The organism is Chloroflexota bacterium, from assembly GCA_035652535.1.
Classification (GTDB): domain Bacteria; phylum Chloroflexota; class UBA6077; order UBA6077; family SHYK01; genus DASRDP01.
Genome location: DASRDP010000033.1, coordinates 1 through 17,865 on the forward strand (window position 1 = coordinate 1; position 17,865 = coordinate 17,865).

Annotated in this window: 14 protein-coding genes; 8 read left to right on the plus strand and 6 right to left on the minus strand. The window is 64.7% G+C overall.

The window, feature by feature from the left end; all coding sequences use genetic code 11:
• Window positions 1-201: 201 nt before the first annotated feature.
• The 4 genes from VFC51_04295 (at window position 202) to VFC51_04310 (ending at window position 4,116) form a co-directional block, all read left to right on the plus strand.
• Window positions 202-1,071: an isocitrate lyase/phosphoenolpyruvate mutase family protein gene (locus tag VFC51_04295; GenBank protein ID HZT06227.1), complete on the plus strand. Its 870-nt coding sequence runs from the start codon at window positions 202-204 to the stop codon at window positions 1,069-1,071.
• 383 nt (window positions 1,072-1,454) lie between these two features.
• Window positions 1,455-1,646 (plus strand): hypothetical protein, encoded by a 192-nt coding sequence (locus VFC51_04300; GenBank protein HZT06228.1) that lies wholly within the window; start codon window positions 1,455-1,457, stop codon window positions 1,644-1,646.
• Window positions 1,647-1,747: 101 nt separating this feature from the next.
• Entirely contained in the window at window positions 1,748-3,634 is a 1,887-nt protein-coding gene (locus tag VFC51_04305; GenBank protein HZT06229.1) for a glycoside hydrolase family 15 protein, read from the plus strand.
• On the plus strand, window positions 3,631-4,116 hold the full coding sequence (locus VFC51_04310; protein ID HZT06230.1) for a hypothetical protein: 486 nt from the start codon (window positions 3,631-3,633) through the stop codon (window positions 4,114-4,116). Before VFC51_04305 ends, VFC51_04310 begins: the two co-directional genes overlap by 4 nt.
• Window positions 4,117-4,187: 71 nt before the next feature.
• Here VFC51_04310 and VFC51_04315 read toward each other — a convergent pair whose 3' ends face one another.
• Window positions 4,188-5,900, minus strand: a complete 1,713-nt coding sequence (locus tag VFC51_04315; protein ID HZT06231.1) for a peptide ABC transporter substrate-binding protein — start codon at window positions 5,898-5,900, stop codon at window positions 4,188-4,190.
• Between the two features lie 245 nt (window positions 5,901-6,145).
• Between VFC51_04315 and VFC51_04320 the strand changes: the two genes are divergently transcribed.
• A complete protein-coding gene (locus tag VFC51_04320) occupies window positions 6,146-7,336 on the plus strand; it encodes a Rieske 2Fe-2S domain-containing protein (GenBank protein HZT06232.1) in 1,191 nt (396 codons plus the stop codon).
• Window position 7,337: 1 nt separating this feature from the next.
• On the opposite strand, the gene VFC51_04325 is transcribed toward VFC51_04320, so the two are convergent.
• Window positions 7,338-8,339: a cupin domain-containing protein gene (locus VFC51_04325; GenBank protein ID HZT06233.1), complete on the minus strand. Its 1,002-nt coding sequence runs from the start codon at window positions 8,337-8,339 to the stop codon at window positions 7,338-7,340.
• A 185-nt stretch (window positions 8,340-8,524) separates the two neighbouring features.
• On the opposite strand from VFC51_04325, the gene VFC51_04330 reads away from it, so the two are divergent.
• Window positions 8,525-9,307, plus strand: a complete 783-nt coding sequence (locus VFC51_04330) for a VOC family protein (protein HZT06234.1) — start codon at window positions 8,525-8,527, stop codon at window positions 9,305-9,307.
• A 47-nt stretch (window positions 9,308-9,354) separates the two neighbouring features.
• On the plus strand, window positions 9,355-10,443 hold the full coding sequence (locus VFC51_04335) for an LLM class flavin-dependent oxidoreductase (protein HZT06235.1): 1,089 nt from the start codon (window positions 9,355-9,357) through the stop codon (window positions 10,441-10,443).
• A gap of 67 nt (window positions 10,444-10,510) precedes the next feature.
• On the opposite strand, the gene VFC51_04340 is transcribed toward VFC51_04335, so the two are convergent.
• Both VFC51_04340 and VFC51_04345 read right to left on the minus strand, forming a co-directional pair.
• Window positions 10,511-11,851, minus strand: a complete 1,341-nt coding sequence (locus VFC51_04340) for a Rieske 2Fe-2S domain-containing protein (protein HZT06236.1) — start codon at window positions 11,849-11,851, stop codon at window positions 10,511-10,513.
• A gap of 70 nt (window positions 11,852-11,921) precedes the next feature.
• Window positions 11,922-12,149: a hypothetical protein gene (locus VFC51_04345; GenBank protein ID HZT06237.1), complete on the minus strand. Its 228-nt coding sequence runs from the start codon at window positions 12,147-12,149 to the stop codon at window positions 11,922-11,924.
• Window positions 12,150-12,296: 147 nt separating this feature from the next.
• Here VFC51_04345 and VFC51_04350 point away from each other — a divergent pair, with 147 nt between their 5' ends.
• On the plus strand, window positions 12,297-13,703 hold the full coding sequence (locus VFC51_04350; GenBank protein HZT06238.1) for an MmgE/PrpD family protein: 1,407 nt from the start codon (window positions 12,297-12,299) through the stop codon (window positions 13,701-13,703).
• Here VFC51_04350 and VFC51_04355 read toward each other — a convergent pair.
• Both VFC51_04355 and VFC51_04360 read right to left on the minus strand, forming a co-directional pair.
• Window positions 13,627-15,489, minus strand: a complete 1,863-nt coding sequence (locus VFC51_04355; GenBank protein HZT06239.1) for a CHASE domain-containing protein — start codon at window positions 15,487-15,489, stop codon at window positions 13,627-13,629. The genes VFC51_04350 and VFC51_04355 overlap by 77 nt on opposite strands.
• Window positions 15,490-15,503: 14 nt before the next feature.
• A complete protein-coding gene (locus VFC51_04360; GenBank protein ID HZT06240.1) occupies window positions 15,504-17,144 on the minus strand; it encodes a response regulator in 1,641 nt (546 codons plus the stop codon).
• Window positions 17,145-17,865: the final 721 nt, after the last annotated feature.

The window sequence follows — 17,865 nt, forward strand, 5'->3', positions numbered from 1 at the left end:
CGGCGGATCAAAGGGCCACCATTCCCGATAGCGCTCCATCCCCGCCCCCGATGCGAACTGCGCCGATTCATACAGCGCCGCGACGTACCGTGCATAGCGCTCCCGCCCGGGGTGTATAGGATCTGTCGGTCCCCGCACATCGGACCATTGACACTGAGTCGCAGCGACGGGTAGAACGCCCGCGGAAGGGAATGAGCGCAAATGATCGATTTGCAGCCTGAAGTCGTCGCAGCGGCAAACGCCAAGAGCCGACGGCTCCGTCAGCTCCTCCATGACCCGAAGATCCTGGTCATGCCCGGCGCGTACGACGTCCTTTCGGCGCGCCTGTTCGAGTCGCTCGGGTTCCCGGCGATCCAGGGGACGAGCGGGGGAATTGCCGCGGTTCACGGCCTGTACGACGAGGAGCTGTTCGGACGAGATGGCACGGCCGAGGTATATCGAGAAATGGCTGCCGCCGTTGCCGTGCCAGTCAACGCGGATGGTGAGAAAGGTTACGGCGGTCCGGACGCGATGGAGGCGACGGTCCGCGCATTTGTGGCGGCCGGTGTGGCAGGGATGAATCTCGAAGACAGCGACTACCATGCTCATGGCACGCCGATGACACTTGTCCCCCTTTCTCGCCAGGTCGAGAAGATCCAGGCGGTGATGACGGCAAAAGCGGCGATCGGGAGCGATTTCTTCCTCAACGCGCGCATTGATGTTTTCGGGACGGTCGGCACGCACGCGGAAGGCATGGACGAGGTGATTGCGCGCGGAAACGCGTATGCGGAGGCAGGCGCGGACTGCATCTTCATCTTCCGTCCGGGCGACCGCGATTGCATCCGCACGTTGGTTCGTGAGATTCGCGCCCCGCTCAGCATCCTCGCTGGGGAGTCCTCTCCTCCGGTGCTCGAGCTACAGGAGCTGGGTGTCGCCCGGGTGAGTTATGGCTCCGCGTTTACCCGCTACGCGATCTCAGCGGTGAAGACGATGGCGGAAGCGCTGCAAGGCGGCGGCGACATCTCCGGGCTCATTCGAGAGTCGATGCCTCGAGACGCGTTCTTGCGCCTTCTTAGCGGTCGTCCGCTATAACGTTTTCCGGAGCGCCATCTTCCGATTCCACATGCGAGGTGCTGCCTGTGCCGCGAATTCCGCTCGTTGTTCCGCCTCAAGAGCCGGGTTCCGCCGTTCCTCCGCCCGCCCCGAGCCTGTACGGCCACGCGCCAACTATCCAGCGAGGCGCCCGGGAGCTAGACCAAGGGATCTCGAAAGCTGGCGGCATCTCCCAACAGCTTCGTCGTCTGATGAATACCCGCGTTGCGACCATTGTCGGATGTCCCTTCTGAACCGATAGCAACTCTGCCGGGAGCAGAAGGGAAGGCGCGTCTGACGAGAAGATCGCCGCACTGGCCCACTACGCGACGAGCGATCTTTTCGCCCCCGAAGAGCGCGTCGCGTTGGAGCTGGCGGATGCGATGACGTCCACGCCGCCGAACGTCACCGACGAACTGTTTGCGCGATTGCGGCGCTTCTACAACGAGGCGCAGCTGGTGGAGCTGGCGGCGATCGTGGCCCAGGAAAACTTTCGCAGTCGGTTCAACACCACCTTTCGATTGGAGAGCCAGGGTCTGTACTGTCCTCTGCCGTCCGCGCAGACCTCCGGTTGATCGCAGCGCCTGGGGACGAGGCCACGCGGTGATGACGCCCCTCGCGGCGCTGGCCATGGGGCGGGCGACCGTCTTTGCGGGGCGACTCCTCGCCGGGTGCTATGCGGCCGATTGACGGACACCGAGACCGCTATGCTCCCATCGGACAGTACGGACTGATCGGGAACTGCCGGACCGCTGCGCTCGTATCCACGTCCGGGTCCATCGATTGGCTCTGCTTCCCGAGGTTTGACAGCCCGTCGGTGCTCGGAGCTCTCCTCGACGCCGACCGCGGCGGCCGATTCCAGATCGCTCCCAGCGGTCGATATCGAACCGAGCGACGATACATCCCTGACTCCAATGTGCTGGAAACCGTCTTCGCCACCGACGATGGCGTCGTCGCATTGCGCGACTGCTTTTCGGTCATGTCGGAAGAGGAAAAGCGCGCCACCCTCGCGCCCCACCACGAGGTGCTTCGCGCGGTTGAGGGGCTCCGTGGTGAGGTCGCGCTAGAGGTCGTCTACCAGCCAGCGCCCGACTATGCCCGAGGCGAGGTCTCGCTGGTGCAGCGCGGCCCATTCGGGATCTGGTGCGAGACTTCGCGCGGCGCGCTCGTCCTATGCTCCGAGCTGCCAGTACGGATCGATGCGAATGGAAGAGCGGCCAGGGGCGCCTTCACCATCCGAGCGGGCGACCGGTATGTGTTATCCCTCACCTTCAGCGACGACGCGCCGGCGGTGATCCCGCCCCTTGGAGAGCATGCCCATGCGCGAATCGAGCGATCGGTCCGGTGGTGGACCGACTGGGCCGGGCGGTGCACGTACCGTGGGCCCTTCCGCGACGCCGTCGTGCGGAGCGCCCTCGCCCTCAAGCTTCTGACGTACGCGCCATCCGGAGCGGTCCTGGCCGCTCCGACAACTTCCCTGCCTGAGACCATTGGCGGCGTGCGCAACTGGGACTATCGATACTGCTGGTTGCGAGACGCTTCCTTTACGCTGCGCGCGCTGTACGACTTGGGGTACCGCGAAGAAGCCGTGGCGTTCCTTTCCTGGATACTTCACACAACGCGGATTACGGAGCCGGCGCTCCAGGTCGTGTACGACGTGTACGGGGAATCGCACCTCGCGGAGACGGAGCTCACGTATCTCGAGGGGTACCAGGGATCGCGCCCCGTTCGGATCGGCAACGGCGCGCACGCCCAGTTCCAGCTCGACGTCTACGGCGAAGTGGTCGAAGCGGCGGCCCACTTCACGGGCGGTGGCGGAGAGCTAGACCAACAAACCGCGGAGCTGCTGGAGGGGATCGGCCACACGGTCTGCGAGCGGTGGCGCGAGCCCGACGACGGGATCTGGGAAGCCCGCGCCGGGCGCTTTCACTACACCCATTCGAAGGTTCTTTGCTGGGTGGCGCTCGATCGGCTGATCGCCATGCACGGGGCCGGCCACGTGCGCGGCGACGTCAGCCGATTTCGTCGCGAGCGCGACGCGATTCGCTCCGAGATCGAATCGCGGGGCTTCAATACGCGCATCGGGAGCTACGTCCGGATCTTCGACGGGGACGAAGTGGACTCGGCGCTCCTGGTTCTGCCTTTCTACGCGTACGCCGGCGCGACCGACCCGCGGATGCACGCGACGTTTGAGCGGGTTCGTTCCATCCTGGGCACAAATGGTCTCATGTACCGCTACCAGCCGGGCACCGACGATGGTCTGCCAGGACGTGAGGCCGCGTTCGGGATCTGCAGCTTCTGGGCGGCTGAGTACCTGGCGCTCGCGGGTCGTGTTGCGGAATCCCAGTCGGCCATCAGCAAGCTGCTCGACTATGCAAACGATCTCGGCCTGTTTGCTGAGGAAATCGATCCTGAATCGGGGGCCGCGCTCGGGAACTTCCCCCAGGCGTTCACCCACGTGGGGTTGATCAACGCGGCGCTGTCTCTCTGTGAGGCCATGGGCCTGCGGAGCGAGGTGCCAGCCGCCGAGCGTCCCAGCCTGGTCGTCCAGGACCCTGCATGAACTGGCAGAGCGCCCTCACCGCGGGATTCGTGGCAACAGTCGTCATGACGACGATGATGTCCGGGAGCCAGAGCCTGCGACTGACGCGAATGAGTGTCCCATTCATGCTCGGAACGATTTTTACGCCCGATCGCGATCGCGCGCGGCTCCTGGGTTTTGTGGTCCACCTCCTGAACGGCTGGTGGATTGCATTGGTGTACGGTGCGCTTTTCGAGACGCAGGGAGACGCCACCTGGTGGGCCGGAGCGGCAATGGGCCTGGTGCACGGGATCTTCGTTCTGGTCGCGCTCATGCCCATCCTGCCGGGCCTGCATCCGCGGATGGCGAGCGAGCAGCGCGGGCCGACGCCGACGAAGGAGCTCGAACCGCCGGGGTTCATGGCGCTGAACTACGGCCGCCGCACGCCCATCTCTGTCATCGTCTCCCACGTCGTGTACGGGATCATCCTCGGCCTCATGTATCAGACGGCGGCCACGGCCTGATGGCGGCCGCGCCGCGAGCCGCATTCCCTTTCACATCGGCTCCGGAGCCCAAGGCGGAGCGTCAGCCCGCCCTACCGCAGCTCCCACTCGTAAACGTTCCATGCGATGTCGGATTCCGGGGCGACCGTCTGCGGGCCGTGGAGCGCCGCGACGTGCGCGACCGGAATCGGGTTGAAGTAGAGCGGCAGCGCGGGCACCTCCTCCGTGTAGATCTGGAGCATCTCCCCGATGAGCTTGACCCGCTGCTGCTGGTCGAGCGTACCGTTGAATTCGTCGGCGATCCGGTCGAATTGTGGACTGGACCATCCGCCTCGGTTGAATCCGATCCACCTGTTCTCCGGCCGCGGCATGGCGATTGTCGTCTGTGCGGCGAGGGTGTCCTCGCCGAGCGGCGTGCTGAAGGTGAAAAGGCCGGGGAAGCTCGATCGCGCCTGGCCGTCCTGCGCCTGGGCCACGGGGAGCACGGACTCGCTGACCTCGAAACCCGCTTGGCGCCAGCTCGCGCCCAGGATCGAAAGCTCGGACTCGTTCTGGCTCGACGACGTGGTGGTGAGGCCGAAGGAGAGCCGCCCAGCGCTCGGGCTGGCCCAAACGCCGTCCGCGCCCCGCGCGAAGCCGGCGTCGGTGAGGAGCGACTGTGCTCGGGCCAGGTCGTACTGGTACCGCGTCACCATTGGCTCGATGGCCGAGAAATAGTCGACCGTGCTGGGAACGAATGGGACGTCCGACATGATCCCCTGGCCTTCGAAGAGGGCCTGATTGAGCCCCTGCTTGTCCATCGTCAGGGCCAACGCCTTGCGAACTCGACGATCCGCCAAGCCGGGCGTGGCCAGAAGCTCCGGGCGAAACTGGACGTAGCTGGAGCGCCACAGGCTCGGTTTCACGAGCACGCTGCCGCCGGTGGGGCCCCACTCCCGCTGCAGGGTCAGCCCCTGCTCGAACCGGATCGAGTCGTCAGCCGAGAACTGCACCTCGCCGGCCAGCAGGTTCGCCAGGGTCGTGTTGGGGTCGCCGATGAAGATGATCCGCACGCGGCCAATCTTCGGCGCGCCGAGGACGTGACGGTTGAAGGCCGTGGCCTCGATGAACGCGCCGGGCTCCCATCGGTCCAGGCGGAACGGGCCCGCGCCGATGTAGTCCTGAGTCCAGTAGGAATTGGCGGCGAAAACTTCGGGTGTGGATGTTTGCAGGGCGCTGTCGAGGATGTGCTTGGGTAGCGGCGGAAACTGGTCGGACAAGATGCCCGCGTCGTAATATGGCCGCTTCCACCGAACGGTTACGGTCAAAGGGTCGGGAGCCACCACCTCGTCGATGAGGCTGTCGGGCGGTGAGTTCGGGGTGCCGAGACCGGATGTTGTAAAAGCGCGCCACGAGAACACGAAGTCGTCCGCCGTAAGCGGCTCGCCGTCGTGCCACACGAGATTGGGCTTGAGCTTGTAGGTCGTCTCCATATGGCCGTCAGGCGACACCTGCCACGTGTCGGTGTTGAGCTGCGGCAGCTGCGACGCCAAATACGGCACCGGCTGTCCGCGCTGATTGAACAGGACCAGGTTCGCGTTGAACAGGCGAAGCGTCGTCGTGAGGGTCACGCCGCGCGCCTGCTGCTTGTAGGCGAGCGAAATAGGCTCGACGCGAATCGCGATGACGAGGGTTCGGGTTCGGTCGGTCGCGGTGTCGGAAGTAGCGGAGCTGGACGGCGTCCCCTGGGTGCGGGACGGAGCGCCCGCTTGCGTGCAACCGGTCATGAGGAGAAGTAGAAGCGCGGCAAGGCAAAATCGACGCACAAGCTGCAAGAGGATTTCCCCTTTCGTGGAAGGTACCGTCCGAAGCCCCGCGCCGTACGTTACCACGAGGGAAGCGCGGTTGAGAAGGGAACGCGGCAAGCCGACGCTTCGCCAGCCTTCAAGAGCGGCGGAAGCGGAACCGCCCGGACGAGCCTTCGATGCGGCGCGTCCGATGGACCAGCATCAGTTGACGCACGACGCGGCCCTGTGCCACAGTCAGGGCATTCCGGCGAGGAGTGTAGACGATGCTGACGCGCGAGGAGCAGGAACGGCTGACGCAGACCGGTCCGGGGACCCCGATGGGGAACCTCTTGCGGCGGTACTGGCACGCCATCGCGACAGTAGCCGACTTGGACAAGGACCCCGTGCGCCCGGTGCGCTTGCTCAGCGAGGACCTCGTCCTGTTCCGAACCGATGGGGGCGTGCTCGGGCTGATCGGGGAGCGATGCGCGCACCGGGGCATCTCTCTCGCTTATGGCATCCCGCAGGAGAACGGGCTGCGTTGCGCCTACCACGGCTGGACCTACAACCAACAGGGTCAGGTCGTGGACATGCCCTTCGAGCCGGCGTGTCTGCCACTGAGGACGATCGGTTATCCAGTCGAAGAGCTCGGGGGCGTCATCTTCGCCTACCTTGGCCCCGAGCCCAGGCCGCTCGTACCCCGATGGGACATGCTCATCCGCGAAGACCTCAACAAGACGATCACGCCGACGCTGCTGAACTGCAACTGGCTCCAGTGCATGGATAACTCCTTCGACCCGGCGCACTTCGAGCACCTCCACGGCGTGTACGGGAACTACGTGATGAAGCGCATGGGTCTGCCGCCCATGCTCAATCCCGCGCGGCACCTCAAGATCGACTTCGAGGTGTTCGAGTACGGTATCTACAAGCGCCGGCTGCTCGAGGGGCAGCCGGACGACTCGCCGGACTGGACGATTGGTCATCCGGTCCTGTTCCCCAACATCCTCGCCCAGGGGAACGCGAATCAGATGAGCTTTCAGTTCCGGGTGCCAGTGGACGACACCCACACCTGCGACTTCATCATCGATGCAGTGCGCCCGAAAGAAGGGGAGCCCCTGCGGGCGCCCGTCGTCCACGTGGACCCGCTCGCGTACGACGATCTCGGCCGCGTGGTGGCGACCTATATCAATCGCCAGGACGAGATGGCCTGGGTCGCCCAGGGGCCGATCACCGATCGGACGTCGGAGCATCTGACGACGTCCGACAAGGGGATCCTCCTCTTCCGAAAGCTGCTGCTGGAGAATGTCGAGAAGGTGGAGCGCGGAGAGGACCCGATCGCCGTGATCCGCGATCCGGCCGCGAACTTCCCGATGATCCAGATCCGACGCGGAAGCAGCTACGCGGCCTTTAAAGAAGGCATTCGCGAGGAGAATTGGGGCGGCGTGGACAGCCCGCTCGCCGTGAGCCGCGCCTGACTTACAGCTCCGCTTCCTCCTCTCGGTAGAGGCCCAACGCGGCCACGGACGGCCGGTCGTCCATCGAGAAGAGGATCGCGTCGGAGTCCGATCGGTTCTCGTGGTGATGGACCGCCCATGGGGGGACGAGAAAGATGTCCCCCTGTTCCCACTCGAGCGCCTGCCCGTCCACGACGGTGGCGCCGGACCCTCGGAACACGTGGTAGATCGACGTGCTCATGTGCCGGTGGGGTCGAAGCGCGCGCCGCGGCGTGAGAAGCTGGATCTCGCAGGTGAACGTGGGGAGTGTGGCCCCGCCGGTCAGGGAGTGGGTGAATTCCAGCTTGAGGCCGTCGTAAGGATCGCCTAGGGTCTCGCTCGCCTTGAGGGCCGCGAGCGCGGCCTCCGTGTCCGCCCAGGCATAGCGCATGGGCGGCGTGCGGTGCTCGCTTTTCAGCCAGAGGGGACGCGCGTGGCCCAGCACCGCCTGCGAGAACCCCGCCGCGCGCGTCAGGGGGTGCGCCTTGTCACCGTACTCCTGCTGGAGCATACGCCACGTGCCCACGAGGCGAACGTCGAGCCCGTCGAGCCAGATGACCGGCTCATCGCCCTCGTTGTGATGGTCGTGCCACGTCCAGTTGGGGGTAGTCACCAGGTCGCCCGTCTGCATCGGCATGGGCTCGCCCTCCACGGCCGTGTACGCGTTGGGCGATCCTTTGATGATGAAGCGCACGGCTGCCATGTTGTGCCGATGCGCGACGGCCGTCTCCCCCGGCATGACGCACTGGACGGACATGTGGACCGTATTGCTCATGCGGTTGGGGAAACTGGGATGGCGGACGTTGATCGTCCGCCGGCCCCCGGTGTCGATGGGAACCAGCTCCGTCGCCGCCTTGACCCCGCGCTCGATGTCCGCCCATTTCCAGAGGTACGGCGTGAGCTGGTCGTTCGCCGGGATGCCGGCCCAGAGGCCAGCCAGGTTGTGCTCGCCGAGCCATGCGTTCAGCTCATCGATCGTCTTCACGATTTCCTCCCTCGGACGGTGCGCAGTCCGATGCGGTCTCCAGCCAGCATAGTGGACGCTCCATTGAGCCGCAACCGCCCACCGCAATCCCCCATCGTTGACACCCCATCGTGGGCCGCCTACTATCGGCGGCAGTGGCGAAGCGCGATCATCCGCGCCCCGAAGGGGGCGCACGGGAGGATACGATGGCAGCGCGGATCAGGCACGTCGCGATCTCGAGCGGCAATTCGGGACTGCTGCTCGAGTTCTATCAGTCTCTCTTTGGGATGGCACCCGATCGGACGCAGGTGGTGACCGACGGTTACATCGGGATGAACGTGAACCGGCGCGGCGGTGGCCGCCAGGCTGGGATCGACCACTTCGGCGTCGAGGTGGACGACGTCGAGGCGGTCATGGCGCGCAGTCGGGCCGCGTTTCCAGCGGTGCACTTTCTGAAACGTCCCGCGAATCGTCCGTTCGCGAGCATCGGCACGCACGATCCGGCGGGGAACGTCTTCGACCTGTCTCAGGCCGGGATGGAGAATCGGCGCGGATTCTATGCGGACGGCGGAGATACCTGGCGACCTCGGCACATCAGCCATTTCGAGCTTCGGGCGATGGATCCGGCGCTCCTGGCGGAGTTCTACGGTCGCGTGTACGATTTCCAGGTTAGCCAGGACGCGGACGGGAAGTTCGCCGTGTCGGACGGCCGCGTAACGCTCGTGATCGCCCCGTGGGACATTCGCGATTATGCCGGGACCGGTATCGAGCGGCCGGCCATCGAGCATCTGGGTTTCGCGGTGGAAAGCGTCGAAGCGTTCGAGCGGGACCGCGATCAGCTCATGGAGGCGCGGCCGGATCTCTTCCCGAACAGCGCGAAGGCCGAGACGGAGGGCGCGCGACGGATGGAGATCCTGGCGCGCTGCAACCGCGGAGCGCTCCAGCTCTGCGATCCGGACGGCATCCTCATCGACGTCGCGGAAGCGTGAGGGCGATCGGCTGATTCGGCGACCTATCCCAGAAGGAGTGTGCGCAGGTGGCGAAGCTGGAATTTGGAATCTTCGACGGATTTGCCGAGACGGAGATGGAGGCGCCGCCCTACACCATCTACAACGAGCACATCCGCTTCGCCCAGACGGCCGAGGCGGTGGGCTACCGGTACTATTTTTTCATCGAGCACCAGAACGCGCCGTTCGCGTACATCTCGGCGCCCAACGTGTACCTCGCCGCTATGGCACGTGAGACGAAAACCCTTCGCTTCGGTCCGATGGTGTACCAGCTTCCGATGCACCACCCGATTCGACTCGCGCAAGACGCGGCGATGGTGGACCAGCTTTCCGAGGGCCGACTCGAGTTCGGCGTTGGCTACGGCATCCACGCCCACGAGTTCATGCGTTGGAATCTGAACTTCCACGAGCGACGGGAGATGGGCGTCGAAGCGATGGAGATCGTCATGAAGGCGTGGTCCGAGGACTGCGTCACCTACAAAGGTGAGTATTGGACCTTCGACGAGGCGCTGCCGAAGCCCAAACCGTACCAGCAGCCGCACCCGCCGATCTGGGTGGGCGCCCACAGCACCGTCTCCTTCGACTACGCGGCGCAGATGAACTTCCACGTCGCGCAGAATATCGACGTGGACTCCGTGGTGACAGAGAAGTTCGCGTACTGGCGTCAGAAGTGCAAGGAGCAGAATCACCCCGGGCCCGCGCCCAAGGCGCTCCTGGCGCGGCACGTCCACGTCGCCGAGACGGATGAACAGGCGCGGGCCGAGGCGGAGCCGAACCTTCTACTCGGCTTCTTCGGCCGGCGGGGCGGTCAGATCATCGCCAACACGCGCATTGGCTGGGGCGGAGACACACGAGGGACGGGCGGCGAGCGCACGCCCGACATCGACGAGCGAGGCCGAGTGTTCCAAGAGATGACGAAGTCCTATGATTTCTGGATCGACAACGGGCTGGCGCTCGTCGGCAGCCCCGAGACGGTGATCCGCCTCATTACCGAGCAGCAGCAGCGCGTCGGTTACGACGTGCTCTGCACCCAGCACCAGGTGGGCGATCTGCCGAGGGACAAGGTGTGGAGCTCGATGAAGCTCTTTGGCGAGCGGGTCATTCCTGCCTTCGCCTGACGCCTGGTCCGGGCCGGGCGCGAAAGGCCTAGGTTGGACGCCGCCCGTCAACGGGATGTGACACCGGCTACTCGAAGCTGCCGCCAGCGCTCGCCGGCGTCGCCATGCGCTCTTCGATCCGCCGCATCAGCTCCTTGACGAGGTCGATCGCAGGCCCGTACCGGTCCGCGTCGTCCACGGCATAGCCCTTGTGGTACTGGCTGCGATATGCGCCCGCGCGCACGACCAGCTCGGTTCGGTCCGGCGGTGTCAAGTTGATGATGTCGTTCAATTCTGGGTCGCGAATGACGTTCATCGGGTCTTCGCCGCGTTCGACGCGCCGGATCTGCTGGTCGAGGAGACGGCGAAACATGATGATGCCGGAGTCGGTCGTCCCCAGCTTCTCGTGCGATCGATCGGTGATCTCGCCCTGGGTCCACCATGCCGCCATGTCCTGCGCCAGCACGTAGTCGAGGATCGGCTCGCCTCGCTCATCCGCGATCGGGACGTCGAACCATGGAATCACGTCCTGCTCGGGCGCTTCGATCCCCTCTGGTGCGCGGTAGACCTGGTACGTGATGTGGTAGGTGTGCGTATCGTCCATGGGGACGCGGAACTGAGATTCGCTCCGAATTCCGCCCTCCGCGCCGATGGTTGCATGGGGGAAGAGCATGTATTTCGCTTCGCGGACCGAATCGCGCCGGGCTCCGAGCGCCTGCGAGTACTTCTGGAACTTGCGGATTCCATGCTCGCTGACCTGAAACTCCAGGGTGAAGGGGTCGGGGCGCGCCCCGGTGAAGGCTCGGTGCGTTGTCGTGTCCGCCGCGCGTTCGTCCAGGAGTCCAAGCCGCTCGAGGGTGTACCGGAAGAAATGCCCGTGCAGATAGATTCCATGCGCTGGATCGAGGGCGTTCTCCTGACACTGCAGCCAATTGCATGGGAGGATCGTGACGCCGACCTGGCGGATCGCGTTGGGCCACACGAAGATGTCCCATCGTGGGAGAAGGGGCACCGGCTCGGGACCGAGATAAGCGAAGATCAGGCCGCCCAGCTCTTGCACCGGATAGGCGGTGATTGCGACCCGATCTTTGAAGGTGCTCTCCGGCGGCTCGAGTGGCGTTTCGATGCACTGCCCCTCCGCGTTGAAAAGCCACCCATGATAGCAGCAGCGCAGGCCGTTAGCCTCCGGAATGCCGAATCTCATCCCTGCGCTGCGGTGCGCGCATTTGTCCGCGATCAGCCCCAGCTTTCCGCCTCGGTCGCGGAACAGGACCAGATCCTCGCCGAGAATGCGCACTTGTCGCACCGGGTTCTCCCGCAATCGAGCCGCTGGCGCGATGGGCTGCCAGTAGCGCCGCATCAGCTCACCCATGGGAGTGCCGGGCCCGACGCGGCAGAGCCGTTCGTTCGCTTCTCTGGTCAGAACCATGCATCGCCTCCGCGTGTCCGCTCGGTTCTCTGCGCCTGTTAGCCTTGTGGGAGCAGACGGGGCGGGCGGCTCACTCGCTGAGCAGCCGTTGCGTGTCCGTGTGCGTCCCGTCGGTCGTGAAGCCGGTGATCTCGTAGTCGGTGCAGGTCGCCTCCGTGCCTTCCAGCGCCGGCGCGAAAGGACTTTCGAGATAGCGCACCTGCACGGACCTGCCGTCAGTCGAGGACCGAACCACCTCGACGGTCGATCCGTCTTCGAGCTGGAGATGCGCGCCGACCGGAATCTGCGTAATGTCCACACCGTCCTCGGGCATCACGTGTGACCGAAGTATAGCCTCGACCAGCCCCGCCAACAGTAAGATGACGCAGCGCCGACGTCCCGGTCTCGACGGGGGCGCGGCGCAAAGCCGGCGCCAGGCGCAGGCTGGTCCGGAAGGGGGGTGGACATGGATCCCACGCAGCACGTGGCCGAGTTCGTCACCGGCCTCCGATACGGCGATCTTTCCGCAAGGGCCGTGCAGGTCGCGAAGGATGCGATTCTGGATTCGGTGGGCGTAGCGTTGCGGGGCAGCCAGGACGAGGCTGGACGAATCGCGGCGTCCCTGGCTCGGGACGAAGCGGCAGCGGGCGAGGCGACGGTGTGGGGACCGAGCTTCCGCACGTCCGTCGCCGTCGCGGCGTTTGCCAACGGCATTGCCACTCACGCGCTTGACTTCGATTTCAGCTTCATGATCGGTGGGCAGCCCATGGCTGGGCTCGTCGCGACCGTGTTTGCCTTGGCCGAAGCTTCCCACGCGACCGGCGCACAGCTCATTGAGGGCTACGTCGCGGGGTATGAGGTCGCCGGCGCGCTCCTTTCCTGCATGCCGACTCACGGCGGGGACGCCGGATGGCACAGCACGGGGACCGTGGGGACTCTCGGCTGCGCGGCGGCGGCGTGTCGGCTGCTCGGCCTGGATGTCGAGCGCACCCGCGTGGCGTTGGGCATTGCCACGTCGATGGCGAGTGGCGTGGTGTGGAACTTCGGCTCGATGTCCAAACCACTCCACGCGGGCCTCGCCGCCCGGAACGGCGTGACGGCGGCGCGCCTGGCGGCGAGCGGGTTCAGCGCAAATCCATCGCTCCTCGATGGGCCGGACGGGTTCTTCGCGACGTTTGCACCCGCAGGCGCGTATGATCTCGCCCCGCTCAACCAATTGGGCGCAACCTTCGCGGTGGAGCAAGGGGTCCGCTTCAAGCCGTACCCGTGCGGCGGTCTCACGCACACCGCCGTGGACGCGACGCTCGGGCTCTGCCGCGAGGAGTCCGTCGAGGCGGCGGATGTGGAACGCGTCGAGGTCGGCGTCACGGCCGGTACGGCGCGACGCATCATCTACGGGATTCCGGCGACAGCGCTGCAGGGGAAATTCAGTATCCCCTACATCATTGGACGCGCGATCGTGGACCGGGCCCTCGTGCCGGACAGCTTCACGGACGAGGCGATCCGTGACCCCCGGGTCATCTCCATGGCCGAGCGCGTCACCATGGTCGTCGACCCGGAATTGAAGGACAGCTACAGCGTGAGCCGACCGTCTCGCGTTCGAATCGCTCTCAAGAACGGCCGAGCCCTCGTGCGCCGCTCCGACGTGGCGCGAGGCTCTCCCCAGAATCCGCTATCGCGCGAAGAGCTTCTCGAGAAGTTCCGGATCTGCGCGCGACCCCTGCTGCGACCGGACGCCCTCGAGGCCGTCCTCGACGGCCTCGAGCACCTGGAGACGACCCGAGACGTCGCGGCCATCACCGCGCGATTCTCGATGATTGGTTCTGAGGATCTTGCGCCTCCAGCGTTGGGTCAGGGACCTGCGCCGGGCTAGCCCCACTGGCGGGAGCCTTGGCCGATTGCTCGACGTCGAGGGCGGTTCCCACCACCGTGTCCTTGGTCTCAACTCGCACAACCTGCTGAAGCTGGCGCACGCAGTCGCGCGCCAATTCCAGACGAGTGGCCGCCCTGCACGCCATGTCGCGCAGCGATGAAGAGATCGTCGATTCGCTCTTCACCAGATCGACGACGGCGGTAGGCAACGAGAGGGCATTGTTCAGACTGTGGGCAAGCTCCCGGGCTGCGTACCGCACCCCCTCCAATTGTCCTTGAACGCGGATCGCACGCTGCTCTGCTTCTTCGGCCTGTTTCCGTCGGGTAATGTCGCTGAAGGTGATCGTTGCCCCGATCAGCTCACCCTGCTCCCGGGTCGGCCGAGTCACGAACTGGACGGGAAACGCGGTCCCATCGAAGCGCCAGAATGTGCTGTTCAAGAGCTCGTCACCGACGGAGTCTTCGAGCACTCGGTACAGGGCGTTATCGGGCGATGAGCGCGCCTCTGGCCAGCCGGGGAGGGTGAAGTCGGGACGTACTCGTCCGAGCAGCCCAGAACTTGTTGTGCCCAGGAGGTTCGCAGCCGCCTCGTTCACGAAAATCACCTTGCCGTCTCGGCTTACGCCGAAGATTCCTTCTCCCGCGGTGTTCAGAAGCAGCTCTGTCTTCCGGTTCGCTTGCGTGAGCGAAGAATTGGCCTCGTGGAGGGCGGCATTTACGCGCTCGAGCTGGTATGCGCTCCGACTCCGGACAAATATGGCGGACGCTCCGAAGAAGACGATGGCCAGCCCGGCGGCCAGAATCGCCCAGGACACCCGAACGCGGTGCGCGGCCAGATACCGTGCAGAGGGCACCGAGACGAGCGCCCAGCGGCGGCCTCCCACGTCGAAGGTGTCGGTGTGGCCGAGCAGTGATACTTCGCCGCGGTTTTCGACCGTGGGAAGGACAGCCGGCGCGTTCGGTTGTTGCGTCTGCGAATACAGAAGCGTCGGGCTCTCTGGGATCGTGACGTCGTAGACGTCAAGGATCGCATCGGTTCGATCGATACCGCGGAGAGCGATGTCGACCAGGTTGCCAATCCGGTACACGCCCAGGGCGAAACCTACGAGGCTTTCCCGTCGCTCCTCCACGGTGTCATGCGGGAACCCTGCTGCGTACACGGGAACGAAGTACAGGAACCCCGCCTGCGTGCCAGTTTCCTGAACAAGGGTGATGCCGGCCGTGGCCTTCGGTATTCCCGAGTCGCGAGCTTGCTCGAGAACCGCCCGACGGATCGGCTCGGATGCAAGATCGAATCCGAGGGCCACATGGTTTCCCACCCACGGCTCGATGTAGTACACCGGGAAATACTCCAAGCGTTCGGCCGCCGGGATCAGTTGCCCGTCGGACCCTCGGTCGCTAATGCGGAAGTCCGGATACCCGTCTCGCTGCGCCTTGAGCTCGGCACTGGCTCTGGCAGAATCGGAAATCCGCGGAGCCCACTCCAGCGCTTGAATCTCAGGCGCTTCTTGCAGGAACGACCGCACAAACGCGTGGAATTGCGCGCGTTCGACCGATGGCACGGCATTCCACAGGGCCGCGATCGAGAGCACCGGCTGCAGGCTGCTCTGAATCCCGCGCTCGACGGAGGCGTGGAGGACGATGGCCTGTCGATCGAATTCCGCGGCCTGATTGATCTCCTCCTGGCCGCGAAACCAGAAAAACGCACACGTGACCACGAGCAGTCCCGTGACCAGGACCGCCAAAGTCGGGAGATAGGGCCGAATCGCGAGCGACGGCAGCCCCACGGGTTCTCGCGTCCTTACTTCATCCTCGGAATTCGAATGTCGACGGCTTCGGGTTTGTGTAACACCAGGTCTATCGCCTTCCGGAGCGCGGCTTGCGTAATCGGTTTCCCGAGCACAAGATCAACGGCCTTCGGGTGATCCCCCTGGACCTCCATCGTATCGGCAAAGCCCGTGAGCAAGATAATCGGCACGTTGGGAGTCTGTAATTTGATGGCGGTGGCCAGCTCGCCGCCGTTCATCTCGGGCATGGCCAGGTCGGTGATGACGAGATCGAAGTGATCTGATCGCAAACGGTCCAGCGCTTCCTGTCCTCCGCTCGCGGTGGCGACCCGGTGGCCGTCCATCCCGAGGAACTGGCGGACGACCTCCAACACGTCCGGGTCGTCGTCGACGGCGAGCACGCGGGCGGCCGGGGGTTTCCCCGCTCGCTCTTCGCCTCCATGGGATGGCTCCAGCCCGGGACATTGCGCGATGGGAATTCGAATGCGGATGGTCGTGCCATTTGCGGGTGCGCTTTCGATGGCGACGCTCCCGTCGTGCCGCTGGACTGCCCCGAGAACCATCGAGAGCCCGAGTCCGCTCCCTCGCTCGCCCTTCGTCGTGAAAAATGGCTCGAGGCAGCGCTCTCGAACGTCGTCGCTCATTCCCACGCCGTCATCGCTCACCTCGATGAGCACGGCGCCTTGATCGACGACCGTACGTATGGTGATCGTGCCGCCCATCGGTAGGGCGTCGACCGCGTTGAATATGAGATTCGTCAGCGCTTCGCGGAGCTCAGCGGGGTCTCCCAGGATCTCCGGCAGCGCCGTGAGCTGCGTCCTGACGTGGATGGCGCGCCCGTTTGCCTCCGCCTCCACGCGCCATTTCGGAGCTGTGAGCTGGATGGTCTCTTCGACGATCTGATTGAGGTTGAGAAGGACGCGGGCCTCTTCGCGCGGTCGGTAGAATTCGCGGAGCCCCTGAACGATCTTCGCGGCGTCGCTGGCGCTCGTTTGGATTTGCTTCAGGTAGCTCAAGAGCTTGGCCCGGTCGTCGAGCAGTTCCGGGCGCAGAAACAGCAGATCGGTCAGTCCCATAATGACCGCGAGCGCGTTGTTGAAATCATGGGCAACCCCGCTGGCCAACTGCCCGAGGGCCCGAAGCCGCTCCTGTCGGATGAGCTCCTCCTGCGCCCGCGCCGCCTGGATCCGGGTCTCCGTCACCCCGCGCTCGTGATCGACCTTCTGCAGCTCCTCCGCGCGCTTTCGCTCCGTGATATCGGTCAGGATCGCAACCGTGCCGGAGTACCGGCCGCCGTCGTCGGTCGCTGGACACAGCGCGACGCTCGCCCAACAGGCAGCTCCATCTTTTCGAATGAACTTGGCATCGAGCGTTCGCTGCCTCTGGTCGAGTCGGTGTTCGAGGATTCCGCTGTTCCGCGCGTCATCCATGAAGGCGAAGAGCGACCGTCCTCGCATCTCTTCAACGGTGTAGCCCAGCATGGTGGCGAGATGTTGGTTCACGAAGACCGTTCGGCTGCAATCGTCCGCAATCCAAATCCCGACGGGGGCTTCGTCGAGCGCATGTTGAAGAAGAGATGCGCTGGGCGAATACAAGCCGTCAGGCCCGTCCGTCGATTCCGCTTCATGGGCTCGGTCGTGGTACGAGGTAGTCATGAGTACCTTTTACCAGGTACTCCGTTGCTGTTTTCCCATCCATAAAGGTGTTTCGTGCTACCTTTCGAGGCGGTTTCTTCCCTTCGGCGGAAAAACAGGCGCGCATGGAGCGGTAAGGTAGTAACTCATCGCGATTACGGGCCGAGTAGTCGCCGACCTCGCAGACGAGGTGCTGAAGGTGAGTGAAACAAACACCGGGGCTATCCTCATCGTTGACGACGAACCATCGGTGCGGTTCTTCCTCAATGAGATGCTGTCCTCGCTCGGCTACAGCGTGATCGAGGCCAGCTCTGGGGAAGAAGGGCTCGAGCTTTTGAACGGCCGAGCGTTCGACGTCCTCATCACTGACTTGCATATGGCCGAGGTGAGCGGAAGCGATCTCCTTCGATCCGCGGGAGAAGTCGTCCGAGATCCTCTCCCGACCTGGCAGGTTGAGCGAGACCGAGTTCGCATTGGTCAAGAGTCATTGCCAGGTCGCGAAGCACAAGCAGATAGGAATAGAGGCCCGGATTATCGCTGTTGCCGACACGGTCGAAGCCATGGCGTCCGACCGCCCCTATCGGCCTGCGATGGGAGCGCACGAGCTCTTGTCAAATCTTGTGGAAAATCCCTTCCAGCCTCGTGATCACGCCGCAGCTATAGCCACTTGATCGGTCGTGCGTCGGGCCTGTCTGAGCCCGTCCTTGAAGACGCACCCCTCCAATACCAGCACCATCAGGTT